This window comes from Tannerella forsythia (assembly GCF_001006485.1).
In the GTDB taxonomy this organism is placed as follows: domain Bacteria; phylum Bacteroidota; class Bacteroidia; order Bacteroidales; family Tannerellaceae; genus Tannerella; species Tannerella forsythia.
Genome location: NZ_JUET01000083.1, coordinates 25,537 through 44,109, shown reverse-complemented (window position 1 = coordinate 44,109; position 18,573 = coordinate 25,537). Strand labels below are relative to the sequence as shown.

Annotated in this window: 15 protein-coding genes; 2 read left to right on the top strand and 13 right to left on the bottom strand. The window is 48.2% G+C overall.

Going from position 1 to position 18,573, the window contains the following annotated elements; translation table 11 throughout:
- The first annotated feature begins 23 nt into the window (after positions 1-23).
- The gene (locus Tanf_RS08625) at positions 24-575 is read left to right on the top strand and encodes a DUF2179 domain-containing protein (protein WP_046825607.1); all 552 of its coding nucleotides are present in this window, start codon (positions 24-26) and stop codon (positions 573-575) included.
- 193 nt (positions 576-768) lie between these two features.
- Here the strand turns inward: Tanf_RS08625 and Tanf_RS08620 are convergent, their stop codons facing one another.
- Together Tanf_RS08620 and Tanf_RS08615 are read right to left on the bottom strand one after the other, a co-directional pair.
- On the bottom strand, positions 769-1,914 hold the full coding sequence (locus tag Tanf_RS08620) for an OprO/OprP family phosphate-selective porin (RefSeq protein ID WP_046825606.1): 1,146 nt from the start codon (positions 1,912-1,914) through the stop codon (positions 769-771).
- 16 nt (positions 1,915-1,930) lie between these two features.
- Positions 1,931-2,710 carry an acid phosphatase gene (locus tag Tanf_RS08615; protein ID WP_046825571.1) on the bottom strand — a complete coding sequence of 260 codons (780 nt, stop codon included), beginning with the start codon at positions 2,708-2,710 and terminating at the stop codon, positions 1,931-1,933.
- Between the two features lie 298 nt (positions 2,711-3,008).
- Here Tanf_RS08615 and Tanf_RS08610 point away from each other — a divergent pair, with 298 nt between their 5' ends.
- Positions 3,009-4,001: a hypothetical protein gene (locus Tanf_RS08610; RefSeq protein ID WP_046825570.1), complete on the top strand. Its 993-nt coding sequence runs from the start codon at positions 3,009-3,011 to the stop codon at positions 3,999-4,001.
- Positions 4,002-4,097: 96 nt separating this feature from the next.
- Here Tanf_RS08610 and Tanf_RS08605 read toward each other — a convergent pair whose 3' ends face one another.
- From Tanf_RS08605 to Tanf_RS08555, 11 genes are all read right to left on the bottom strand, one after another.
- Positions 4,098-5,006, bottom strand: coding sequence for a CvfB family protein (locus tag Tanf_RS08605; protein ID WP_046825569.1), 909 nt, complete (start codon positions 5,004-5,006; stop codon positions 4,098-4,100).
- A 176-nt stretch (positions 5,007-5,182) separates the two neighbouring features.
- Positions 5,183-7,810, bottom strand: coding sequence for a peptidase associated/transthyretin-like domain-containing protein (locus Tanf_RS08600; RefSeq protein WP_080948598.1), 2,628 nt, complete (start codon positions 7,808-7,810; stop codon positions 5,183-5,185).
- A gap of 186 nt (positions 7,811-7,996) precedes the next feature.
- Entirely contained in the window at positions 7,997-8,848 is an 852-nt protein-coding gene (locus Tanf_RS08595; protein WP_014224211.1) for a GLPGLI family protein, read from the bottom strand.
- A gap of 370 nt (positions 8,849-9,218) precedes the next feature.
- A complete protein-coding gene (gene hutH / locus Tanf_RS08590; RefSeq protein ID WP_014224209.1) occupies positions 9,219-10,718 on the bottom strand; it encodes a histidine ammonia-lyase in 1,500 nt (499 codons plus the stop codon).
- 14 nt (positions 10,719-10,732) lie between these two features.
- The gene (locus tag Tanf_RS08585) at positions 10,733-11,362 is read right to left on the bottom strand and encodes a cyclodeaminase/cyclohydrolase family protein (RefSeq protein ID WP_046825567.1); all 630 of its coding nucleotides are present in this window, start codon (positions 11,360-11,362) and stop codon (positions 10,733-10,735) included.
- Positions 11,363-11,444: 82 nt separating this feature from the next.
- A complete protein-coding gene (locus Tanf_RS08580; RefSeq protein ID WP_046825566.1) occupies positions 11,445-11,825 on the bottom strand; it encodes a four helix bundle protein in 381 nt (126 codons plus the stop codon).
- Positions 11,826-11,918: 93 nt separating this feature from the next.
- A complete protein-coding gene (hutI, locus tag Tanf_RS08575; protein ID WP_046825565.1) occupies positions 11,919-13,157 on the bottom strand; it encodes an imidazolonepropionase in 1,239 nt (412 codons plus the stop codon).
- Positions 13,158-13,214: 57 nt separating this feature from the next.
- On the bottom strand, positions 13,215-14,111 hold the full coding sequence (gene ftcD, locus Tanf_RS08570; RefSeq protein ID WP_046825564.1) for a glutamate formimidoyltransferase: 897 nt from the start codon (positions 14,109-14,111) through the stop codon (positions 13,215-13,217).
- A gap of 142 nt (positions 14,112-14,253) precedes the next feature.
- Positions 14,254-17,178, bottom strand: coding sequence for a DUF2135 domain-containing protein (locus tag Tanf_RS08565; protein WP_046825563.1), 2,925 nt, complete (start codon positions 17,176-17,178; stop codon positions 14,254-14,256).
- A 29-nt stretch (positions 17,179-17,207) separates the two neighbouring features.
- On the bottom strand, positions 17,208-17,513 hold the full coding sequence (locus Tanf_RS08560) for a hypothetical protein (RefSeq protein ID WP_014224203.1): 306 nt from the start codon (positions 17,511-17,513) through the stop codon (positions 17,208-17,210).
- A gap of 48 nt (positions 17,514-17,561) precedes the next feature.
- Positions 17,562-18,572, bottom strand: coding sequence for a DUF6624 domain-containing protein (locus Tanf_RS08555; RefSeq protein ID WP_046825562.1), 1,011 nt, complete (start codon positions 18,570-18,572; stop codon positions 17,562-17,564).
- Position 18,573: the final 1 nt, after the last annotated feature.

Sequence of the window (18,573 nt, the reverse complement as noted above, 5' to 3'; positions counted from 1 at the left end):
ACACGAAAAACTTTTATACGTTTATGTTCGAATTTTTAGAGATTTACCCCTGGTTAACACCGATGATTATTTTCTTTGGTCGTATCTGCGATGTGACCTTGGGAACCTTGCGCATCATCTTTGTCTCGAAAGGAGAAAAAAAGAAAGCGCCGGTTGTCGGCTTCTTTGAGGTGTTTATCTGGGTGATTGTGATTTCGCAAATATTTTCTAACGCCAACGATATCGTAGCTTATCTCTCATACGCCGGTGGTTATGCAGCCGGTAATTTCGTGGGGATTATGGTGGAGAACAAGATTGCCATCGGCTTTCTGTTGTTCCGCATTTATACGAAGAGGGACGGTGCCGAGCTGACCCGCCTCCTCAACGATAACGGATTCGGCTCTACGTGCCTTAAAGGCGAAGGAGCGATCTCAGAGGTCTCGGTTATCGAGACCGTCGTAAGTCGTAAGTCGGAGAAGAAAGTCGTTCGTCTGGTGAACTTGTTCGATCCGGATGCTTTTTATCTGGTCGAAGATGTTCGCTCCAAGCAGCGAGGCATTTTTTCGGCTGCCGGCGCGCCCCGTTTGGGGAAATAAGATCTACTTTATTTCTTCATATTCACGAATCCGATTTACAGGCAGAGGCAGGAGAATCTTTCAGATCAAACACTTTAGCGATTACTTTATATGAATCTTCCAGCTTCTCATTGATCCCGACGAATGTTGTTTCCCTTTTTATCATGTTTTGAAATGATTAAATTGAAATGATTGTGTTGTTTTTCTGACGGATTCAAAACTTCACCTGAAAACGCGTCTCGATAAGACTCAGATTGGTATCGTCATAGCCGGCTCTGTCGGTTGCTTTTGTCAGCGAACCTCTGACACGCCAGATCATGTATTTGTTCGGATAATAGTTGAAGGTGAGCGACCAGTCGTTCACCCGCCCTCCGAGTATCCGGGCTTTATGATCGGACAGATCGGTGTAGTTGTATCCTAATACAAGCTCCATCGAACCCGGAGCAGGTGTGCCGATACCGCTGTCTCCATCAGAGTAAACGTAGCCATTACCTTTTACAAGCCCTCTTAAAAGGGCATACGCACCGCTTGCCTGATAACGGGGTAAATCCTTTTCACGATTTACCGTCACGAAAAAATACTGCGATTCGATAGCCAAACGACCGATAGCCGCCGTTACTTCGGGCGTAAACTTGTAAAGCATCTTCGCCTCGGTGATGTCGGCCTGCTGAGCTGCTACGCGCGCGATACGGGTCGGAAATTCCGACTTTAACGCATACGAGCGATGATTATCTTCGGGTTTGGCACTGTATCGAGGCGATTCGAAAGCACCTGAAAGACCGATATGAAGGATATTACCCGGATCGCGCAGGGGGCGGTAGACGAGTCGGCTCATCATACCGTAGCCTTCATTGCCGAGTTTATCCGTACTTTGTTTCATCGCTTCGCTTTCGGCAAAGAGGCTCAGTGTACCGAAAAACTTCCCTTTATTATGAAGAAACATCAGACCGACCAGACGGGAGTTGAAAAAGGCCTGATTGCTGGCCGGTTCCTCCATTGTGATCTTGAAGGAAGAACTTGTTGCGCTCTGCAGCCCGAACTGATGGACGAAATATCCTCCGCGAAGCAGATTCTCCTTATTGAAGACGTATTCCATAAAGATGTCTTTCAGCGAGATTTTTGCATAAGCAAATCCCACATCGACCTTACTCTTCCATTTGCCGTACTGCGCTCCAAACCCGATGCGTACATCGGGGATGGCAACTCCATCATTGAATTTGTCGTTGTAATGGTCGGCATGGAACGCTCCCGCATCCATCAGGATACGCCCCGAAGGTTTCACCGTTAATTTCTCCTCGTCCTGACTATGGGCTGTCCCCATCAACATCAGACCGAGAAGTATGAGAATAAACTGTTTCATCATACGTCCACCTGTTTCAGTTTACCTGTGTCTCGCTTTTCTTTACTTTGCCTTCCTTAACAAGTTTGGCAAACTCCTGCTTGGCCTTACCGAGCTGCACCATAAAATTCTCATTGGCATGCAGACGGGCAACAACAGCGCTGGCCACCAAACGCGCGGCATCGACATCACTCTGGAAATGATACCCGCAGATAACACGGCTCTGCCCCATCTCATATCCTCTTTTAAGGATTTCGTTCTGACGGTCTACATTGATCTCAGCCAGTACGAGTGCTGTAGCCCAACCGATGGCGGTATGTCCCGAGGGATAAGAACCGTTGGTCGAAAGTTCCTGCTGTTGCTTAGGATTACACGTTTCTTCCTGATAAAAAGCAAACGGACGCATGCGCATGTAATGCTCCTTGGCGCCGCGTGTGGCCAGATCTCCCGCGTCTTCGCGCATATTCAAGACCAACTTGTGAATTTCGGGAGTTGTCTCCTTCGAGATACGGACTCCGAATGCTTCTGAAAAGGCTTGCGGCACACCATCCCCATCTACGTTGGCATCCGAAAAAGCCTGCTCGCCGCGTGGCGTGTTTCGCTGCATCTTTCCCCACTGATACTGCGCCTGATCATAAAGAAAGAGGAGACTGCCCGGTTGCGGAGGAGGTGCCAAAAGGTCGAGGCTGCTTGCTACGTCTTCGATCTGTAAGAAATAAAGCGTAGGATTCGTCCGCACGTCTTTGATCTTTTCCTGTCCGAATACAGCGACCGAAATAATACTCAGTACGACTGCAATAAAAGTTTTCTTTTTCATACCATATAAAGTTTAAATGTTATAAAAATAATTCAGTGATTTGATGTGTACCCTTTGATTTTTAGAGAAATCTTTTCTTTCGGTCTTGCTGTCGATATTTGTGTTTGAGAGAAATGAATCTTTTCGGATCAAATGAATGCAATCAATTTTAAGCATGTTTTTAATTCTTTTTTTGTATGGCTTTTATATGCCTTATGTTTTATTTTATAAACAAAATTGCAGCAAAATGGTTCACAAAACTGTTATTTCAAGATAATAATTTTAATACTTATATTTGTGCAATCAATAGGATACAGAAATGAATACTAAGAGTTTGATATATTTATTTTTATTTAGTATATTGGCAGCAGGTTGCCGCCGCGAACGCAACCATCCGGTCGACTTTTATTACTGGAAAGCCGATGTACATATCGGTGAGACGGAAAAAAATTATTTCGACTCGCTGGCTTGTGAGAGGCTTTTTATCCGACTTTTCGATATCGATCTCCGAGAAGGAAAGCCGGTGCCCGTAGCTAAAATCAAACGTTTCGATGCAGCGGTCCTGCCGGCGGAATATGTACCGGTCGTGTTCATTACGAACCGTACGTTTCTCGATATGACGGATGAAAAGATCGACGAACTCGCCGACCATACCTTAACGCTGATTCGAGACATTGCCATCGTCAACCGTTTTCCGGAAATACGCGAAATTAAGATCGACTGTGACTGGACGACACGTACCCGGAACACGTACTTCCGTTTCCTCGAAGTGCTGAAAAAACATTCAGCGAAGAACATATCGTGTACGTTACGCCTGCATCAGATCAAGGACAGGAAACAGACGGGCGTGCCGCCGGCCGACAAGGGTTACCTGATGTGCTACGCGACCTCCGATCCCACCGGAGACGATTCGGCCAACTCGATCCTCGACCTCTCGCTACTCAAGGCTTATACCCGAAATATGAACGATTATCCGTTAACGTTCGATGTAGCGCTTCCGCTTTACTCGTGGGGGATCGTCACCAATCATTTAGGCTGGAAGAAGCTCGTCAATGGGCTTTCGGTCGAGGATATGCAGCCGCCTCTCTTTCGTCAAATCGGCGAACATACATTTGAAGTAGAGCAGGATTGTTTTCTGCATGGGTTGTATATCACTAAAGGTTTTACGGTGAAACTCGAAGAAATTACGCCCGGGTTGCTGGCTGAAGCCAGAGACTATTTACACCGGAAGATAGACCGTGATTTCCGCATTGTCTATTTTCACCTGAGCCAGGGCTTTTTAAAACGATTTACCATTCAAGAACTGAAATGACTCTCCAGTTTTTCTTAAAAGTAAATATGGTGTCCGCATAATTCTCTGAAAAGTTGCATATTTTCGGTCGTAAGAAGCAAAGGATTTCTCAACCGTTTACGATGTTCCTGCTATATCGTCGCGGACGAAGATACCGTCAAGTATATTATCACTGTCCGGAGGGCTTTCGCTTTTCATTCCTTTTTGTGTGATTCCGTTTTCACCGAGGGTGATGAGTTGTTGCTTGTAAAGGGATCCGATGGCTTTTTTAAAGCTTTTCTTACTGCATCCCAAAAGGGCATAGATCTCGTCGGCGTCGCTTTTATCGTGCAGCGGCAAGGTACCGTTGTTTTGCTCCAATGCCCGGAGAATCTGTTGGGCGATACCTTCTACCTTATCGTAGCCAAGAGGCTGAAGACTCACGTCGATCTTGTCGTCTTCACGCACTTCTTTGATATAGCCTTTTGTTTTCTCACCTTTGCGAAGGGTACGGAAGACCTCGTTGCGGTAGAGTAGTCCCCAGTGTAGGTGATTGATGATAACCTTGTAGCCAAGCTCGGTCTCGTCGGCCACGATGAGATCAACCTCCTGATTATATTCGTAGCGTGGCGGCAGATTATCGAGAAACTTGTCGATACGCGCCGAGGCCACTACACGTTGGGTAATGAAATCGAGGTAGACGTAGACCAGATACCACCGTCCGGCGATCATCTCGGTTTTCTGCTCCCGATAGGGCACGAGGAGTTCTTTCATCAGCCCCCATTCGAGGAAAGCACCGGCATTTGTCACCTGATTCACCTTCATCCACTGAAATTCGCCAACGGTGGCCAGCGGACGCTGCGTGGTAGCAATCAGACGCCCTTCGTTATCGTGGTAAATGAATACTTCGATCTCGTCGTCGATGTCCAACCCTTCGGGCACAAAACGCTTCGGCAGGAGGATTTCATGTTGATCACCTCCGTCCAGATATACGCCGAACGCCACTTTCTTTACGACACGTAACGTGTTATATCTTCCTATCTTCACGGTTATTCCTGTTTTCGTCCGACAAAGTTAGAGATTAAATTTGGTATACGAAAGAGCTTTATCCGTCGCAGCAGGGAGGGTATTTATATCTTAAAATCAAACGGCCCTGACGGGCGGGCTATCTTTGTGATCGTAAATGGAAAGAATGACGGTGCACGGGGAATAGCGTCTGTTGTTCAATGTTTGAATCGGATGCTGATCAGTACTTCCGACGGGCGGAGACGTTCGGTGTACATGACAGTATTGATCGTACTGTATCGAGTGGTGATATGCTCTTTGCGGTTCAGCAAGTTCGTCCAGTCTAAGCCGATAGTCAGATATTTGAAGGCATAGAGAATACCTAAATCGGCAAATAGCAGATTCGAGGACGATGCACCGGGGGCTTTGTTATAAAAGTGTTGTAAGTTGAGCGTGAAAGAAAGTTTGTCGGTAGCTCCAAAAAACGTGTAGAGCCGATGCTCGACGAGAGGAATATAGGTAGGGACAGGTTGACGATTCACACTGATCCCGGAAAGAGAGGCGTCCATTGTATAATCGAAATTTAGTTTTGGGCTTGCGTTCCATCTCAACGAAGGCTCGATACCCAATGAATGGTTGATATAATCATAATTCGTTCCTTGCTGTTCGATGGATGAGCCGGATCGGTTGTACGATAGGCTGAGACCCGCGATAAGCGATATGCCTGTAAACAGCTTGTTTACCGAGAGACGGTTTGTCCAAGAAGAAAACGTTTTGTTACGCACTTCCTGACCGTAGAACGCATACATATCACGAATGAAACTTACGGGCATCAGGTTGTCGTTGTATTGTGAATAAATCATGTTGTAATTCAATGTCATAAACTGTGAGAACGTTTTGTATGTTGCGTCAACGTCGATCGTTTGCGTGGCTTTGCGTTGCAGTTGATCGATGCCGCGCGAAAAAGTGTTATAGCGTGTCATCATGTAGCCTGTTTCCATCCCGTCAAGATTTCCGTAGCGGACGTTGCGTGAATAGCCCGCACTGAGTTTCAGTCCGCTCTTTGAATCAAATATGACACGCATGTGCGGGTTGATGTACGTGTGTCGGTTTCGTCGACCCGAATAATCCGTGTGCAGAGAATTGACAGCGAAAGAAGTACGGATGTTCCATTTACCGTAGATGAATCGGTACGAGGGTTGGGCGTAGAATCTACCCGAGCGCCATTGTAAGTCGTTCGTGTAATGGCCTGCCACTTCGGGATACGGTGTCAGTTGACTTCGTATACGTTGCCATGTAAGGATGCCACCCATTGTAAGATCGAACGTATGATGGCGTCGCTTATATCCTGCCGTCGCGTATGTATGGCTGAAGGCTTCGTCGAATGTTACCGACTGCTTTACCGCCTGTACACCGAAGAGCGGTAACGTATCTGTTGACTCAATGGTAAGTTGTTGTGGCAGACGTGTATATTCTGTCTCGTTTTCCACACCCAGCGATACGTTGCCGATGAGACGGGAAAACGATGTCTTGTTTCTTAGATGTATGCGCGGTAACGTCATTTGCTGTGTCATCTGATGACGAGGAGCCTTGATGTCTGCTGCAATATCTTTCCAATGTACGTTCGCCGTCAGTTTTTCTTCGAGGTAATAGGTCGACTTATTGGCCTGGAAGGTCAGTTCGCTTTCTGTCTTGTGCCAGTTCGCTGCTTGCGATGTGTAATCGCGCAGAATGACGGGCGGTTGTTTTTTGAAGTGATACGCCGTTTCTATGTTTCGCTCACGTTCTTCGCGCTCGTATCCGTAGTTTATGTTCAGTCGTAGATCCGTATCTGCAGCTGTACGCCGTAAATGATTGAGAGAAACGATAGAGCTTGTGTTGAAGCGTGCACGGTCGCGCACAAACAGATCAGCAGACGACCGGATGGGCCAAAAACGGTCTGAAGCTCCCTCATCTTGGCCTAAAACGAATACCTTTCCTCTTGCACCAAGTGAATGAAGCTTCAGCTCCTGAAAAATATCTGCTCCCGTATTGTCGATTTTTCCTACAATGAGCGTCTGATTTTTTTTGGCAAAGCGTGCCGACGTTGCCGTAGCGTTATAGAGTGGTGGCCATGCACCCAGACCAAAATCAATCGCGTATAACCATCGGGCGCGCGCTCCTTCTTTGAGTTTGATATTTAACGCAGCTTGCTCCGGGTCGCTTCGTCCGCGCATCATCTTGATCGGTTCGTGATTCTCGTAGACTTGTACGGTGGCGATATCGGAAGGTGAAAGATTCTTCGTGGCCAGCGAATAGCGACGTTCTAGGAGATTCATGTCCTCGATATAAAAGCGATTGATGGGTTTGCCGCCGTACTTTACTTGGCCGTCTTTTCGCACCTCAATGCCCGGCATGCGTGCCAGCACATCGGCCAGCGAACGATCCTGCGGACGGATGAAGTTGGCCATGTAGTAGTTGATCGTATCGCCTCGCCGATGAATGGGAGACGAAGTGATCTTAACCTCCCGCAAGGGAATGACGGACTCTTTGAGGGCGATATCGAATACTTGCAAACGGGAGGAAATTTTCTGTTTGAACGTTTCGTAGCCTACGCACGAGGTAGAGATAAGGAAAGTTTGTCGCTTCTCGTCGGGATAATCAATGGTGTAGAACCCATTTTCGGTCGAAAAAGCATAGGCCAAGATATTAGCCCCATCCTCACTCATAAGCATGACGTACACATTCGGTACCGGTTGATCCGTTCGGACGTCCTTAATCTGCCCCGTGAGTGACTGTTGCGCTACAGCCATCGTCGTAATGCACCAAGCGAAGAACCATATGAAGTATCGTCTTACATGATTCATCGTATACCTCTCTGTTTGGATGTATCGTACCGAACACCTTGTGCGGAGTATGAAAGTATTCGGTCGGATTGTATGCCGCTGAGAGACTCTGCTTTATTGAAATGATAAAATTTTACTTTCGAGGTCAAACGTTTTGTCTTTTGGATGAAATGAGCTATAAACAAGGTGTCTCTGATTATTTATCTCTTATTTTTCCAGCGGAATATAGTCTTTCTTTATTTTATGGGTAACAGGGCTTCCATCCTGGCTCATATGGATATTACGCCCGAATTCGATACGTGAAAAAGCGGCGAAGTCTTCGTTGAATGTTTTTTCGTATTGTTGGTACGTTTTCTTGGTAATATGCTTGTATGCTTCGCCTGCATACGCCCCTTTTCCTATATCGAACTTATGATGGACATAAATAATAGGCGTGGACGATGATTGTTTTTCAAAATTATTCAGTTCGTAGCGAAAATATCTGTCTTTATCTTCGGCTCTTACAATCAATCCCGGAAGTCCCCATAATTTCCAGGGGCCTTTATTTATCGGGATATCTGTCGTGAAATAGACTTCCCATTCGCGCCCCAGATACCGGGTCGTTGCGCGTCGGCAAGAATAGCCAACAAAGGTCATTGTGTCGTCGAGTATCGTCCATTTCGGCATTACAAGCGGTTCTTCATACATATATCCATAAAGAACGTATTCCGTAGTAACACGTACTTTCTTTATATCTTGCAATATATAATATATATGAGGCGTACCTCGTTGATAACCTCTTGCCGCCTCTACGGCTACTTCGGGAGATGAATTCTTCATCATTGCCGCATGGCGGATAGAGTCTCTCACCTCCTGGTTACGGCTGTAAAACTTGGACGCTTTCTTACCCATATCAAGATACATTAAATCACTCTTGGCATACTCGGTTTGATCCGGGCGAGTCTTATACGAAAACGTATAGACCGCCCGAAACACGGCATCGTCAAGTTTTTCCTGCGACAGTGCATTACAAAATGAAACTGCCGCAAAAAGAAAAATAAACATCAGCCTTTTCATCATTCTCTTCTTTAAGGACTACCTTGTTTTCTTACTCTTCATCATCGCAAAAAGACTCCATCATGTCAAGATAATCCGCGGCAATATCAGGATTTGAAAATGCTGGATCACAGGCGATAATACCTTAACAAAAACTCATAACACAATGTTTTTCGACGTGTGCCTGCACTGCAGGAATACTGCTCCGGTTACCGCCACTAAGCCTAAGGCCAAAATAAACTTTTTCATTTTATAACTGTTTTATATGCTAATGTATGCAAAGTTTGAAAAAAAGAGAAGATATGTGCAAATATTTTTATATGTTGTACAGCATATAAATCTTTTTTAATATATTATTATTTTTGATACTCCGCCCCCCCCCTCCGGTCGGTGATTACAGATGGTCTACCTGCGTTCTTTTCAGGAAGGCGACCGTCTTATGTATCTCTTTATACATCACGATATCGTCCTTGACGAACGGCACTTCTTTGCGATAGGCGTGCATGAACCGTTCCAGAATGGGGGAGCTTTTCAGCGGCCGGCGGAACTCCATGCCCTGCGCCGCATTCATCAGCTCGATGGCCAGAATCAGCTCCAGATTGTTCATCACCCGGTAGAGCTTCGTGGCGGCGTTTGCGCCCATGCTCACGTGGTCTTCCTGTCCGTTGGACGAGACGATCGAGTCGCTCGAAGCAGCGTGGCAGTACATCTTGTTCTGGTTCACCATAGCGGCTGCGGCGTATTGCGGAATCATAAAGCCGGAATTGAGCCCCGGATTGGCGACGAGGAATTCGGGCAGTCCGCGGAAGCCCATAATCAGCTGTGCCACGCGTCGCTCGGAGATATTGCCCAGCTCGGCCAGCGCGATAGCCAGAAAATCGAACGAGATAGCCAGCGGCTGACCGTGGAAGTTCCCGCCCGAAATAATCAGGTCTTCGTCGGGGAAGATGGTCGGGTTGTCCGTTACGGAGTTGATCTCGGTCAGCAATACGGAGGCCACGTAACGAATGGCATCTTTCGTCGCACCGTGTACCTGCGGGATGCAGCGGAACGAGTACGGATCCTGCACGTGCGCTTTGGGCTGAGCGATGATTTCGCTGCCTTCGAGGAAATGGCGGAAGGCTTCGCCGGTTTCGATCTGTCCCTTGTGCGGACGAATCTGATGGAGGCAATCCATGAACGGCTCGATGCGTCCGTCGAAGGCTTCGAGCGAAAGGGAGGCGATCAGGTCGGCCATTTTCGAGAGACGGCGCGCTTTCAGAATCGCAAATACGCCGTTGGCACTCATGAATTGGGTACCGTTGAGCAACGCCAGTCCTTCCTTGCTCATCAGCCGTACAGGCTCCCAGCCGAACTCGTCGAGCACGCTGATGGCCTCGCACTTTTTCCCTTTGTAATAGACGTCGCCCACGCCGATAAGCGGCAGGAAGAGGTTGGCCAGCGGGGCGAGGTCGCCCGATGCGCCCAGCGAGCCGCGGTCGTACACGATCGGCATCACGTCGTTGTTGAAGAAGTCGAGGATGCGCTGCACGGTGATTACCTGCACGCCGCTGTGCCCCAACGAGAGGGCGTAGGCCTTGAGCAGCATCATCAGCTTGATCACAACAGGCGGTATCTCTTCGCCCACGCTGCACGCATGGCTCTTGATGAGGTTCTCCTGAAGCGTTCCCAGTTCGTCCATCGAGATGTTTTTGTTACACAGCGATCCGAATCCGGTGGTGATGCCGTATAACGGTTCGGACGAGGCCGCTATTTTGGCATCAAGATAGTCGCGGCACGTCTGAATGCGCCGACGAGCTTCGGGCGCCAGTTCGAGTTTGAGGTTCTCACTGATGATCTGTTCGATAATGTCGAAGGTCAGTTCGCCGGAACCGATTTGATATACGTTCTTCATAGTGTAGTCTGTATTTATTGGAAAACTGTTTTAACGTATTCGAGCACCTGCTGTTCGGAGGCGAGCGTCTCCCGCTCGAGCCGTTCGGCCTCGGCGCTCATCTCTTTCACAAACGCCTCGTCGGTAATCGACGTCAGGTTGATACGCACGTTCAGCAGCGCTCCCAGCACGGCCGTGCGGGCGCACATCATGGCTACGCAGGCATCCGTTACCGCGTTGCTGTTGCCTTTGCGCGCGACCGTATCGATAAGCGGCAACATGGCGTGAGCCGTACGGGCTACTTCCATCGGTACCTCGGCGGCATACTTCGTCTCACGCTGGACGGCTTCCGTGCGAACGGCCTTCTCTTCGTCCGTCTCTTTGGGCAACTTGAAGGCTGCGAAGACGCGGTCGTACGCCTCGGCGTCGCGGTCTACATCGTTTAATAATTGAGCGGATAAGCCCGTCAGACGTGCCGACAGCCCCTCCATCTCGTCGTTGACCTCGGCGTACTTCTTACGCCCCACGGTCAGATTGGCTACCATAGCCGCTAACGAAGCTGCCAGCGAACCATTCAGGGCCGACACGCTTCCTCCACCCGGCACAGGATCGTTGCCGGTTACTTTGTCGATAAATTCTTTGACTGTTAAATCTTGTAAGTTCATATTCTTCTAATTTATTTAGTGAAAAACGATAAACGAAAAGTGAATAACTAAAAACTAAAAACTAAAAGTGAAAAACTAAAAATTAAAAGTTGGGGGATCGTTCTTTTTCTTTCAGGCTTTTTTTGGATGTCTTTACGGTCGATACGAGCAATGAAATGATTTCTTCGCAATCCTTTTTTAAGGAAACGGAAAGATTCTCTTCCATATAGCCGGTATCAAAAATCAAAGACAACCAGTAATGCGTTTCGTTAGCTTCTTTTAGCGCAATACTCATTTTATGAACGAAATCGGCTTTACTCTGACCGAACTCCGCTTCTCGAACCAAGGCACCTATGGATGTTCCGCTTCTCAAAATCTGACGGCTTAAGACAAACTTCATCCTGTCGCTCTGAAGCATTTGAGCAAGTCTGACGATCCTTATCGCAAAATGATAACTCTTCGTTTTCAAAATGGAGTCAGCCATAATTTTTCACTCTTCACTTCTTATTTTTCACTTTTAGTTTTTCACTCTTCACTTTTAGTTATTCACTTTTCACTCTTCACTTTTCACTCTTCGTTACTCAATCACTCTTCCTCCCTTAATTACTTTTTCCACGATATTCATCCCTACATGGTAGGGCAGGAACTTGTACGACGGGAATTGCAGCAGCACCAGATCGCCCTGCTTGCCCACATCGATGCTGCCGATCTTGTCGGCACGACGGAGGGCTGCCGCGCTGTTGATCGTCAAGGCCGTTACAGCCTCTTCGGGCGAGAGCTTCATATAAATACAGGCGATGGCGAACAGCAACGGTACGGAGGCGCTGAACGAACTGCCGGGGTTGAGGTCGGTCGCCAGCGCTACGACGCATCCGGCATCGATCATCTCACGTCCTCGTGCATATTCTTCGCGCAGCGAGAAGGCGGTGAGCGGCAGCAGAGTTGCTACCACACCCGCTTCGGCCATGGCGCGGATGCCCTCGTCGGAGGCTTGCAGCAGGTGATCGGCCGAAGTACATTTCAATTCGGCGGCCAGCTCGGCCCCTCCGAACCGGACAATCTCGTCGGCATGAATCTTCAATTCGAAGCCGTGCTCGCGGGCCGCTTGCAGGTAACGGCGCGACTGCTCAATCGTAAAGACGTTCTTCTCGCAGAAGATATCGGCGAACTCGGCCAGTTGCTCCTGCGCCACAAGGGGAAGCATCTCACGGATGTTGAAGTCGATAAACTCGTCTTCGCGTCCTTTCCACTCGGCCGGCGTCGCATGAGGTCCCATAAACGTGGGAACGACGTCCATCGGGTGTTCGCTGTTGAGGCGACGCATCACACGGAGCTGCTTCAATTCGGTCTCCCTGTCGAGCCCGTAGCCGCTCTTTCCTTCGACGGTCGTGATGCCGAGGCGTATCATCGCGTCGAGCCGTTGGCAGCCTGCTTCGAACAGCTCCTCCTCCGACGCTTCGCGCGTAGCCCGTGTGGTGTTGACGATGCCTCCTCCGCGATTCATGATGTCCATGTAGCTGTCGCCGCGCATGCGCCACGAGAATTCCTCCTCACGATAGCCGCCGAACACAAAGTGGGTATGCGGATCGACAAAACCGGGCAACAGCGCTTTACCCGTGCCGTCGAGGATTTCATACTCCGCTTCGTTGACGGGAACCGGTTCGCCCGATCTCAGCACGTGCGAAATGATTCCGTCCGTTACAACGACCGTCCCATGCTCGATGACATGCAGTTCCGACATCTCCTTTCCGCGTTTCGGGGCAAAGCCGCTGCATGTAACGACTTGGGACGCATTTTTTATGATCAGGTTGTTCATTGAATCCGTTTAAATGTGTTTACCATCAATCTGAACAAGCATTATCGTTCGAAGCGTTTACTCCATGATGCGCGATTCGAGTACCTGATCCATCGAGAATTTCTCGATTCCCAGATAATATTCGGCACAGTCGATCAGCGCCTGCATCGGTACGAGTCCGATCACTTCGGCGCCCACGACGCTCACGCCGTAGCGTTGCGCTTCCATACGCACCATTTCGTGTGCACGGTAGATAGCCGTCTTCGTGAAGTCGGTCAGGTTCATCGACACCTGCACGATGCCGCGATCGGTCAGTTCCACGCCCATGGCCTTGCAGAAGCGGAGGCCGCCGCCGAGGAAACGCACTTTCTTGGCGATGGCATCGGCAATGGAGAGATCGCCGGTATTGAGGTTCACGTTGTAAGCTACGAGCGGCATCCGTGCTCCGATGGCTACCGTTCCCGCCGTCGCATGACGCTCGGCCGGACCGAAATCGGGATGCCATTCGGGTTGTTTGATCTTCTCGGCCATCCCTTCGAATTCGCCTTTGCGTACGGCGGCCAGATTCTCGCGGTGAGGCGCCGAAGCCGATTTCTCATAGAGGAATACGGGCAGGGCATACCGTTGAGCCACCTGCTCGGCCACCTCTTTCGAGAGGGCGATGGCTTCGTCCATCGTCGTGTTCTTGATCGGGATAAACGGCACCACATCTACCGCTCCCATGCGGGGATGTTGGCCGCTGTGCTTGTTCAGGTCGATCAGCTTCACGGCTACTCCGATCGCCTCGATCACGGCATCCCGTAACGGAGCAGGCTCGCCCACCACGGTAACGACTAAGCGGTTATGGTCTTCGTCGTTGCTGTAGTCCAAGAGTTTTACATTGTCTTTTCCGCGGAAACACTCCACGATTTTCTCGATTTTTTCTTTGTCGCGCCCTTCGCTAAAGTTGGGAACGCATTCGATGATTTTGTTCATGATTGATTTACTATATTATGATATTAAAAAATAAATTCTGTAATGATAGATTGTTGTAGCAGCGGCTAATGATTATTCTGCAATTCGTTGTCACAACTTGTAGCAATCGAATATTTTTGCATTTATCTTTATATGTTCTGTTTTATTCCTTCAAAAAGCTCCCGACGTCAATCACCTCTTTCTGATCGACTAACCGAACAACACTCTCCTGCCTTCTCTGTGCTGGTGTACCGTAATCAGTAAAGAACTCGATGCGTAGACTTACGGGGAAGAGTTGTTTCTGCGATCTTGTACTGAAATAATTGACTTTGACATTGTAGCTGCCTTTTATAGCTCTCTTCAGCATAAACTCTTCCGGTCCATAACCTTGAGTAATGTCGTTGGAGATTTTTCCGCCCAGATACGTCAATACGTTGCTATAGTAGCATTTTTCTTCTTTCGGGTCAATCACCCACAAGTCCATATCGGAATTATCCGTGTCCCATGTAAGTACGACGCGTATGTCGACCGGTTCATTCTTAAGCAGTCTTTTCTCGACGAACGAGACATCTACATTCTTGTTTGCGTTAGCTATGGCGTTAATTTCGTTCATCGCTATCAACTGGATGCCCCTGAAACGATTGTCCCAACGATGCGTTACTACCTCATAGAGCATTTTCACAGCCTCGTCGAACTGCTTGTGTTGCGCCAGTGCCAGTCCCAAATCGCGATACGTCTGTGGCTCTTCTTTACGGATCGTCAATATCTTACGGTATATGGATACGCACTGCTCCGTAAAGCCGTATTGGAGCAGTTTTTGCCCCAGCATACGCAATATCTGTGCTTCGGCCAGATTCAGTTCGGCCAGATTCGAGATCACCAGTAAGGCGGTATCTTTTTTGTCGTTTTTGAAGAAATAGTCGGCAGCGTCTACGTAAAATGCGGGTATTTCGCCATATTCAATTTTCATTTTCAGGTATGTCTCGTACGATTTTTCGACATCAGCATACTCCAGTACTTTTAGATAAGGCGTTTCAGGATTCCATTCGTTCAGTTGTATCTTCGGAGACGAAACGTGCGGCGCACGTTCTGTTACTACGACTGCTTGCAAATCAGATTCTATCTTCGCCACCTCTTCACTCGCGACAGCCTCATTGAGCACCCCGTGGCTGGCTGCGCGTCTGGTGGCATACGCAACCACAATCTCTTCTTCTACTAATTCGGAAGAATCATTGGATGAGTGGGCTGTTTTTTTCGAATCCGGCTTTTCGGTTTTTACTGGGAAATCGGTTTTCCACCAATCGGTCTGCGCATTCGATAGGGCAATTACCTCTTCGATCATTTGTTTCTTTTCCGCTTTTTTTTCGACATCAGCCTTTTTTTCTTCGGTTTCTTCCTCTTTCAGGATCGAATAATATAGTTCCTGCAACTCGGCCGGCGGTATGATTTTATAATGTACATAGTCTGCAATATTCTCTAAAACAATTAGTGAGGTGCCTGCCGTTACGATGCTGTACTCCTTTCCGATCGCATCGATTTCGGTTTGCGGCCGGCCTTCTATCTGTCGTTGTACGATGTTCTTTTCGGCCCAAATGCGACGGAGCAGAGTGAACCGTTTCGTGTCGGTACCTGTTTCTTTTTTTATGTCGATCGTTTGTTTTTGTACCACTTTATTACCGTATCCGAACGAGAGTTCGAGTGTCGCCGTTTCGCTGAACATTTCACCCGACAGGGTGAAATGCCGTTGAGTAACCACCGCTTTCGCTTTCGGGTAAATATCCGAAACCTGGCCTGAAAGTACTTTCACTTCGATCAGTTGATAAGGTATTTGCATCATTTCGCGTGCCAATTGTTCCACCTCATTGCGTGTCAGATCAATATAACGGGCGCCGGTCGCGAAGGCCAGATAGTTGAGTTTTTCGGGGTGGGCCGTCCTGTTTGAGTTGATGACATAGACAGGCTTCCGTACCCGTTGAACCAACTCTGCGAAATCGGTATCGGTGTCGAAGTTGAAAATACCGTCAGTAAAAAGGAGGTACTCATCGGCGTCAGGGACGAACGACAGCGCTTTCAGGCTAGTGGCTCCGTCATAAGTGATTTTTTCGAGTGCTGATTTTAATGCGTTCCAAGCGCCGTTTCGAAGAGTGAACTGTTCGGGTTTGCCGGCTTGAATATGGAATGTATTCAGCTCGATATCTGCTTCTTGTACCTGCCTGAAATAAGCCTCTAATAGCTGAAACTCTTTAGTAAAATTGCGTTTACGACTCGAATTGGAGGCATCCCACAGGATGACTATTTTTTTCGGGAGCGTTTTCTGCTCGTCGGCTCTCTCCGGCTGCATTAAACTGCCATAGAAGTATGTTTTTTTGCCCTCTGATGCTACGATGACTTGCGGCTTTTCTACTTTCGGGAAGAGGAGGGAGATATCGTCTGAAAGTGTGTAGTCTGTCTTGCAGACTTCGGTGAGATAGGAGTTGCGCGAATGGGTGAACGAGAGTCCCAGCGAATTTTCGGTGTCGACTTCTACAAAACGCGAAACGATTTCGGCCTTGAGCGTGAAATTCTTCAAGGTTATCGGGCTCTTGATCGGCAGGAAATAAGCATCCTTCCCCTTACGATCATGTAATTCTTGTTCAAAAGCGATCAGTACGCGGCGGGTACCTTTGGCCGGCATCGGATAGATGCGGGCTTTGAAATTGTTGCCTTCCGTTTTTTCGAGTAAACCGGGGTCGACATTGCGTCTGACGACACTCTCGAACGCTTCTCGTCCTCGTGCCTTATCTACCACGACTCCTTCGCGCATGCGACCGTCTATATCGAGCGCAAACCGCGATACCTGCTGGCCGTCTGCGAGCGGAAACTCGAACTCGCCCTCCATCACGCGACCATTCGGATTATAAAACACCATCTCCATCGTAGTAACGGCTGTTTGTCCTACCACATAAATGTCGATATGCATATCTTGTAAGACAATTGGGGTAACGTTCGATTCACGTACGATGCTCATTTTCGGGATCACGTTCTGAGCCGAAATTGCCAAGGAAATGACAGATAACGAAGATGCAATGATTTTTTTCAGATTCTTCATGATGTTATTGTTTAAATTTAGATCGTGATTCAGCTAATCAGTTGTTTCTCAATTTTTTCATAAATCAATTGCTTTGAGTTATCCATATATGGATACTGACGTATCAATGGATGAAAAACAGCCTTGTGTGCGGGCAGGTCAATCGAATGATTCCGAGTATCAAGCATTGTAAATTTCAGGTTGAAATGGTTGCCGGCATACTCGAACGGGATTCCATCGGCCATACCTAATATCAGCTCCATATCACTTTGTGCATTCAACCGGTCGGTAGGCACCGATCCGAAGGCGAAGCACTTGTTTTTATGATAATGGCAATATAAACTTACAATTTGCATAAGGTGGGGCTGAAAAAAGAATTCTTACACATTCATTTTACCAACCATTTATTTCATCTTCGATCGTCGGTAATACGTCCAAATTTTGGGCAGATCTTTTTGATATTGGACCAAGTCCCATTTCTGTCCCATCCCTTCGAGATATTCGGCGAGCGGTCCCATGCCCATCGCGGCACGTCGTTCGTCTACATGTTCGACGTCTTCGATGGGAACGACGAAAAAGAACGAACGTCCATCCTCCTCTTTTGTTTTATAAGTCTGCGTTCCATAGACTTGCTCGCGTCCTTCATGCATACGGATACGGTCTACCAGATAAGCATAGTACATCGGAACTGTGCGCTTTTCATCAACAGCCGCCTTCAGCATCGGCAAGTAGCGGACAGCTACTTCCGGCCGTTGGTCAGCATGCTGGATGCATAGCCAAAGCGTCTGATCGGCCGATGCTCCTAACACATCCGCTCCCGGCCACTTGCCGAAAGCATCGAGAATCTGTGCTGCACGTCGGGTATTTCGCTCGTCTACACGCCGCATTTCATTCCGAACTTGTGCCTTAGTGGTGTCAGCTGTCTCTTTCGGCAGATTGATCCACAATACCCTGATTCCTTGATCTTCGCGTTGGATACGCCATATTTCGTCGCGGATGTCGGCATAAGGTACGGACTTTACGGAGTCGAGCCATCTTTCATACTTCTCCCAGCCCGACAGTGACCGGAAGAAGGGATGATATTCCGTATTCGAGAGGTAATAATACGCTAAAGCGTCTAATTCGGGGGCGGCTGTCAAGCTCTCCAAGTAGGATTGAACGGCCTGTTGATCACCTTGATGAATGGCACTGTCTAAATAAATTTTCGAAGCCTCCGCCGCATATCGCATAAAAATATCCGGATAGACCTTCCTGAAAGCGATACTGTCACTTGCTTCCAGAAAAGTAATGCATCGACCGATTAAATCTTCCGATGATTGGGCTTTACCCTCTCCCCAAAAGAAGATGCAAACGAAAAGCATCGTTAGACGAGTACAAATCAGGGAAGCGATTCGCTTATTACGTAATCTTGACATC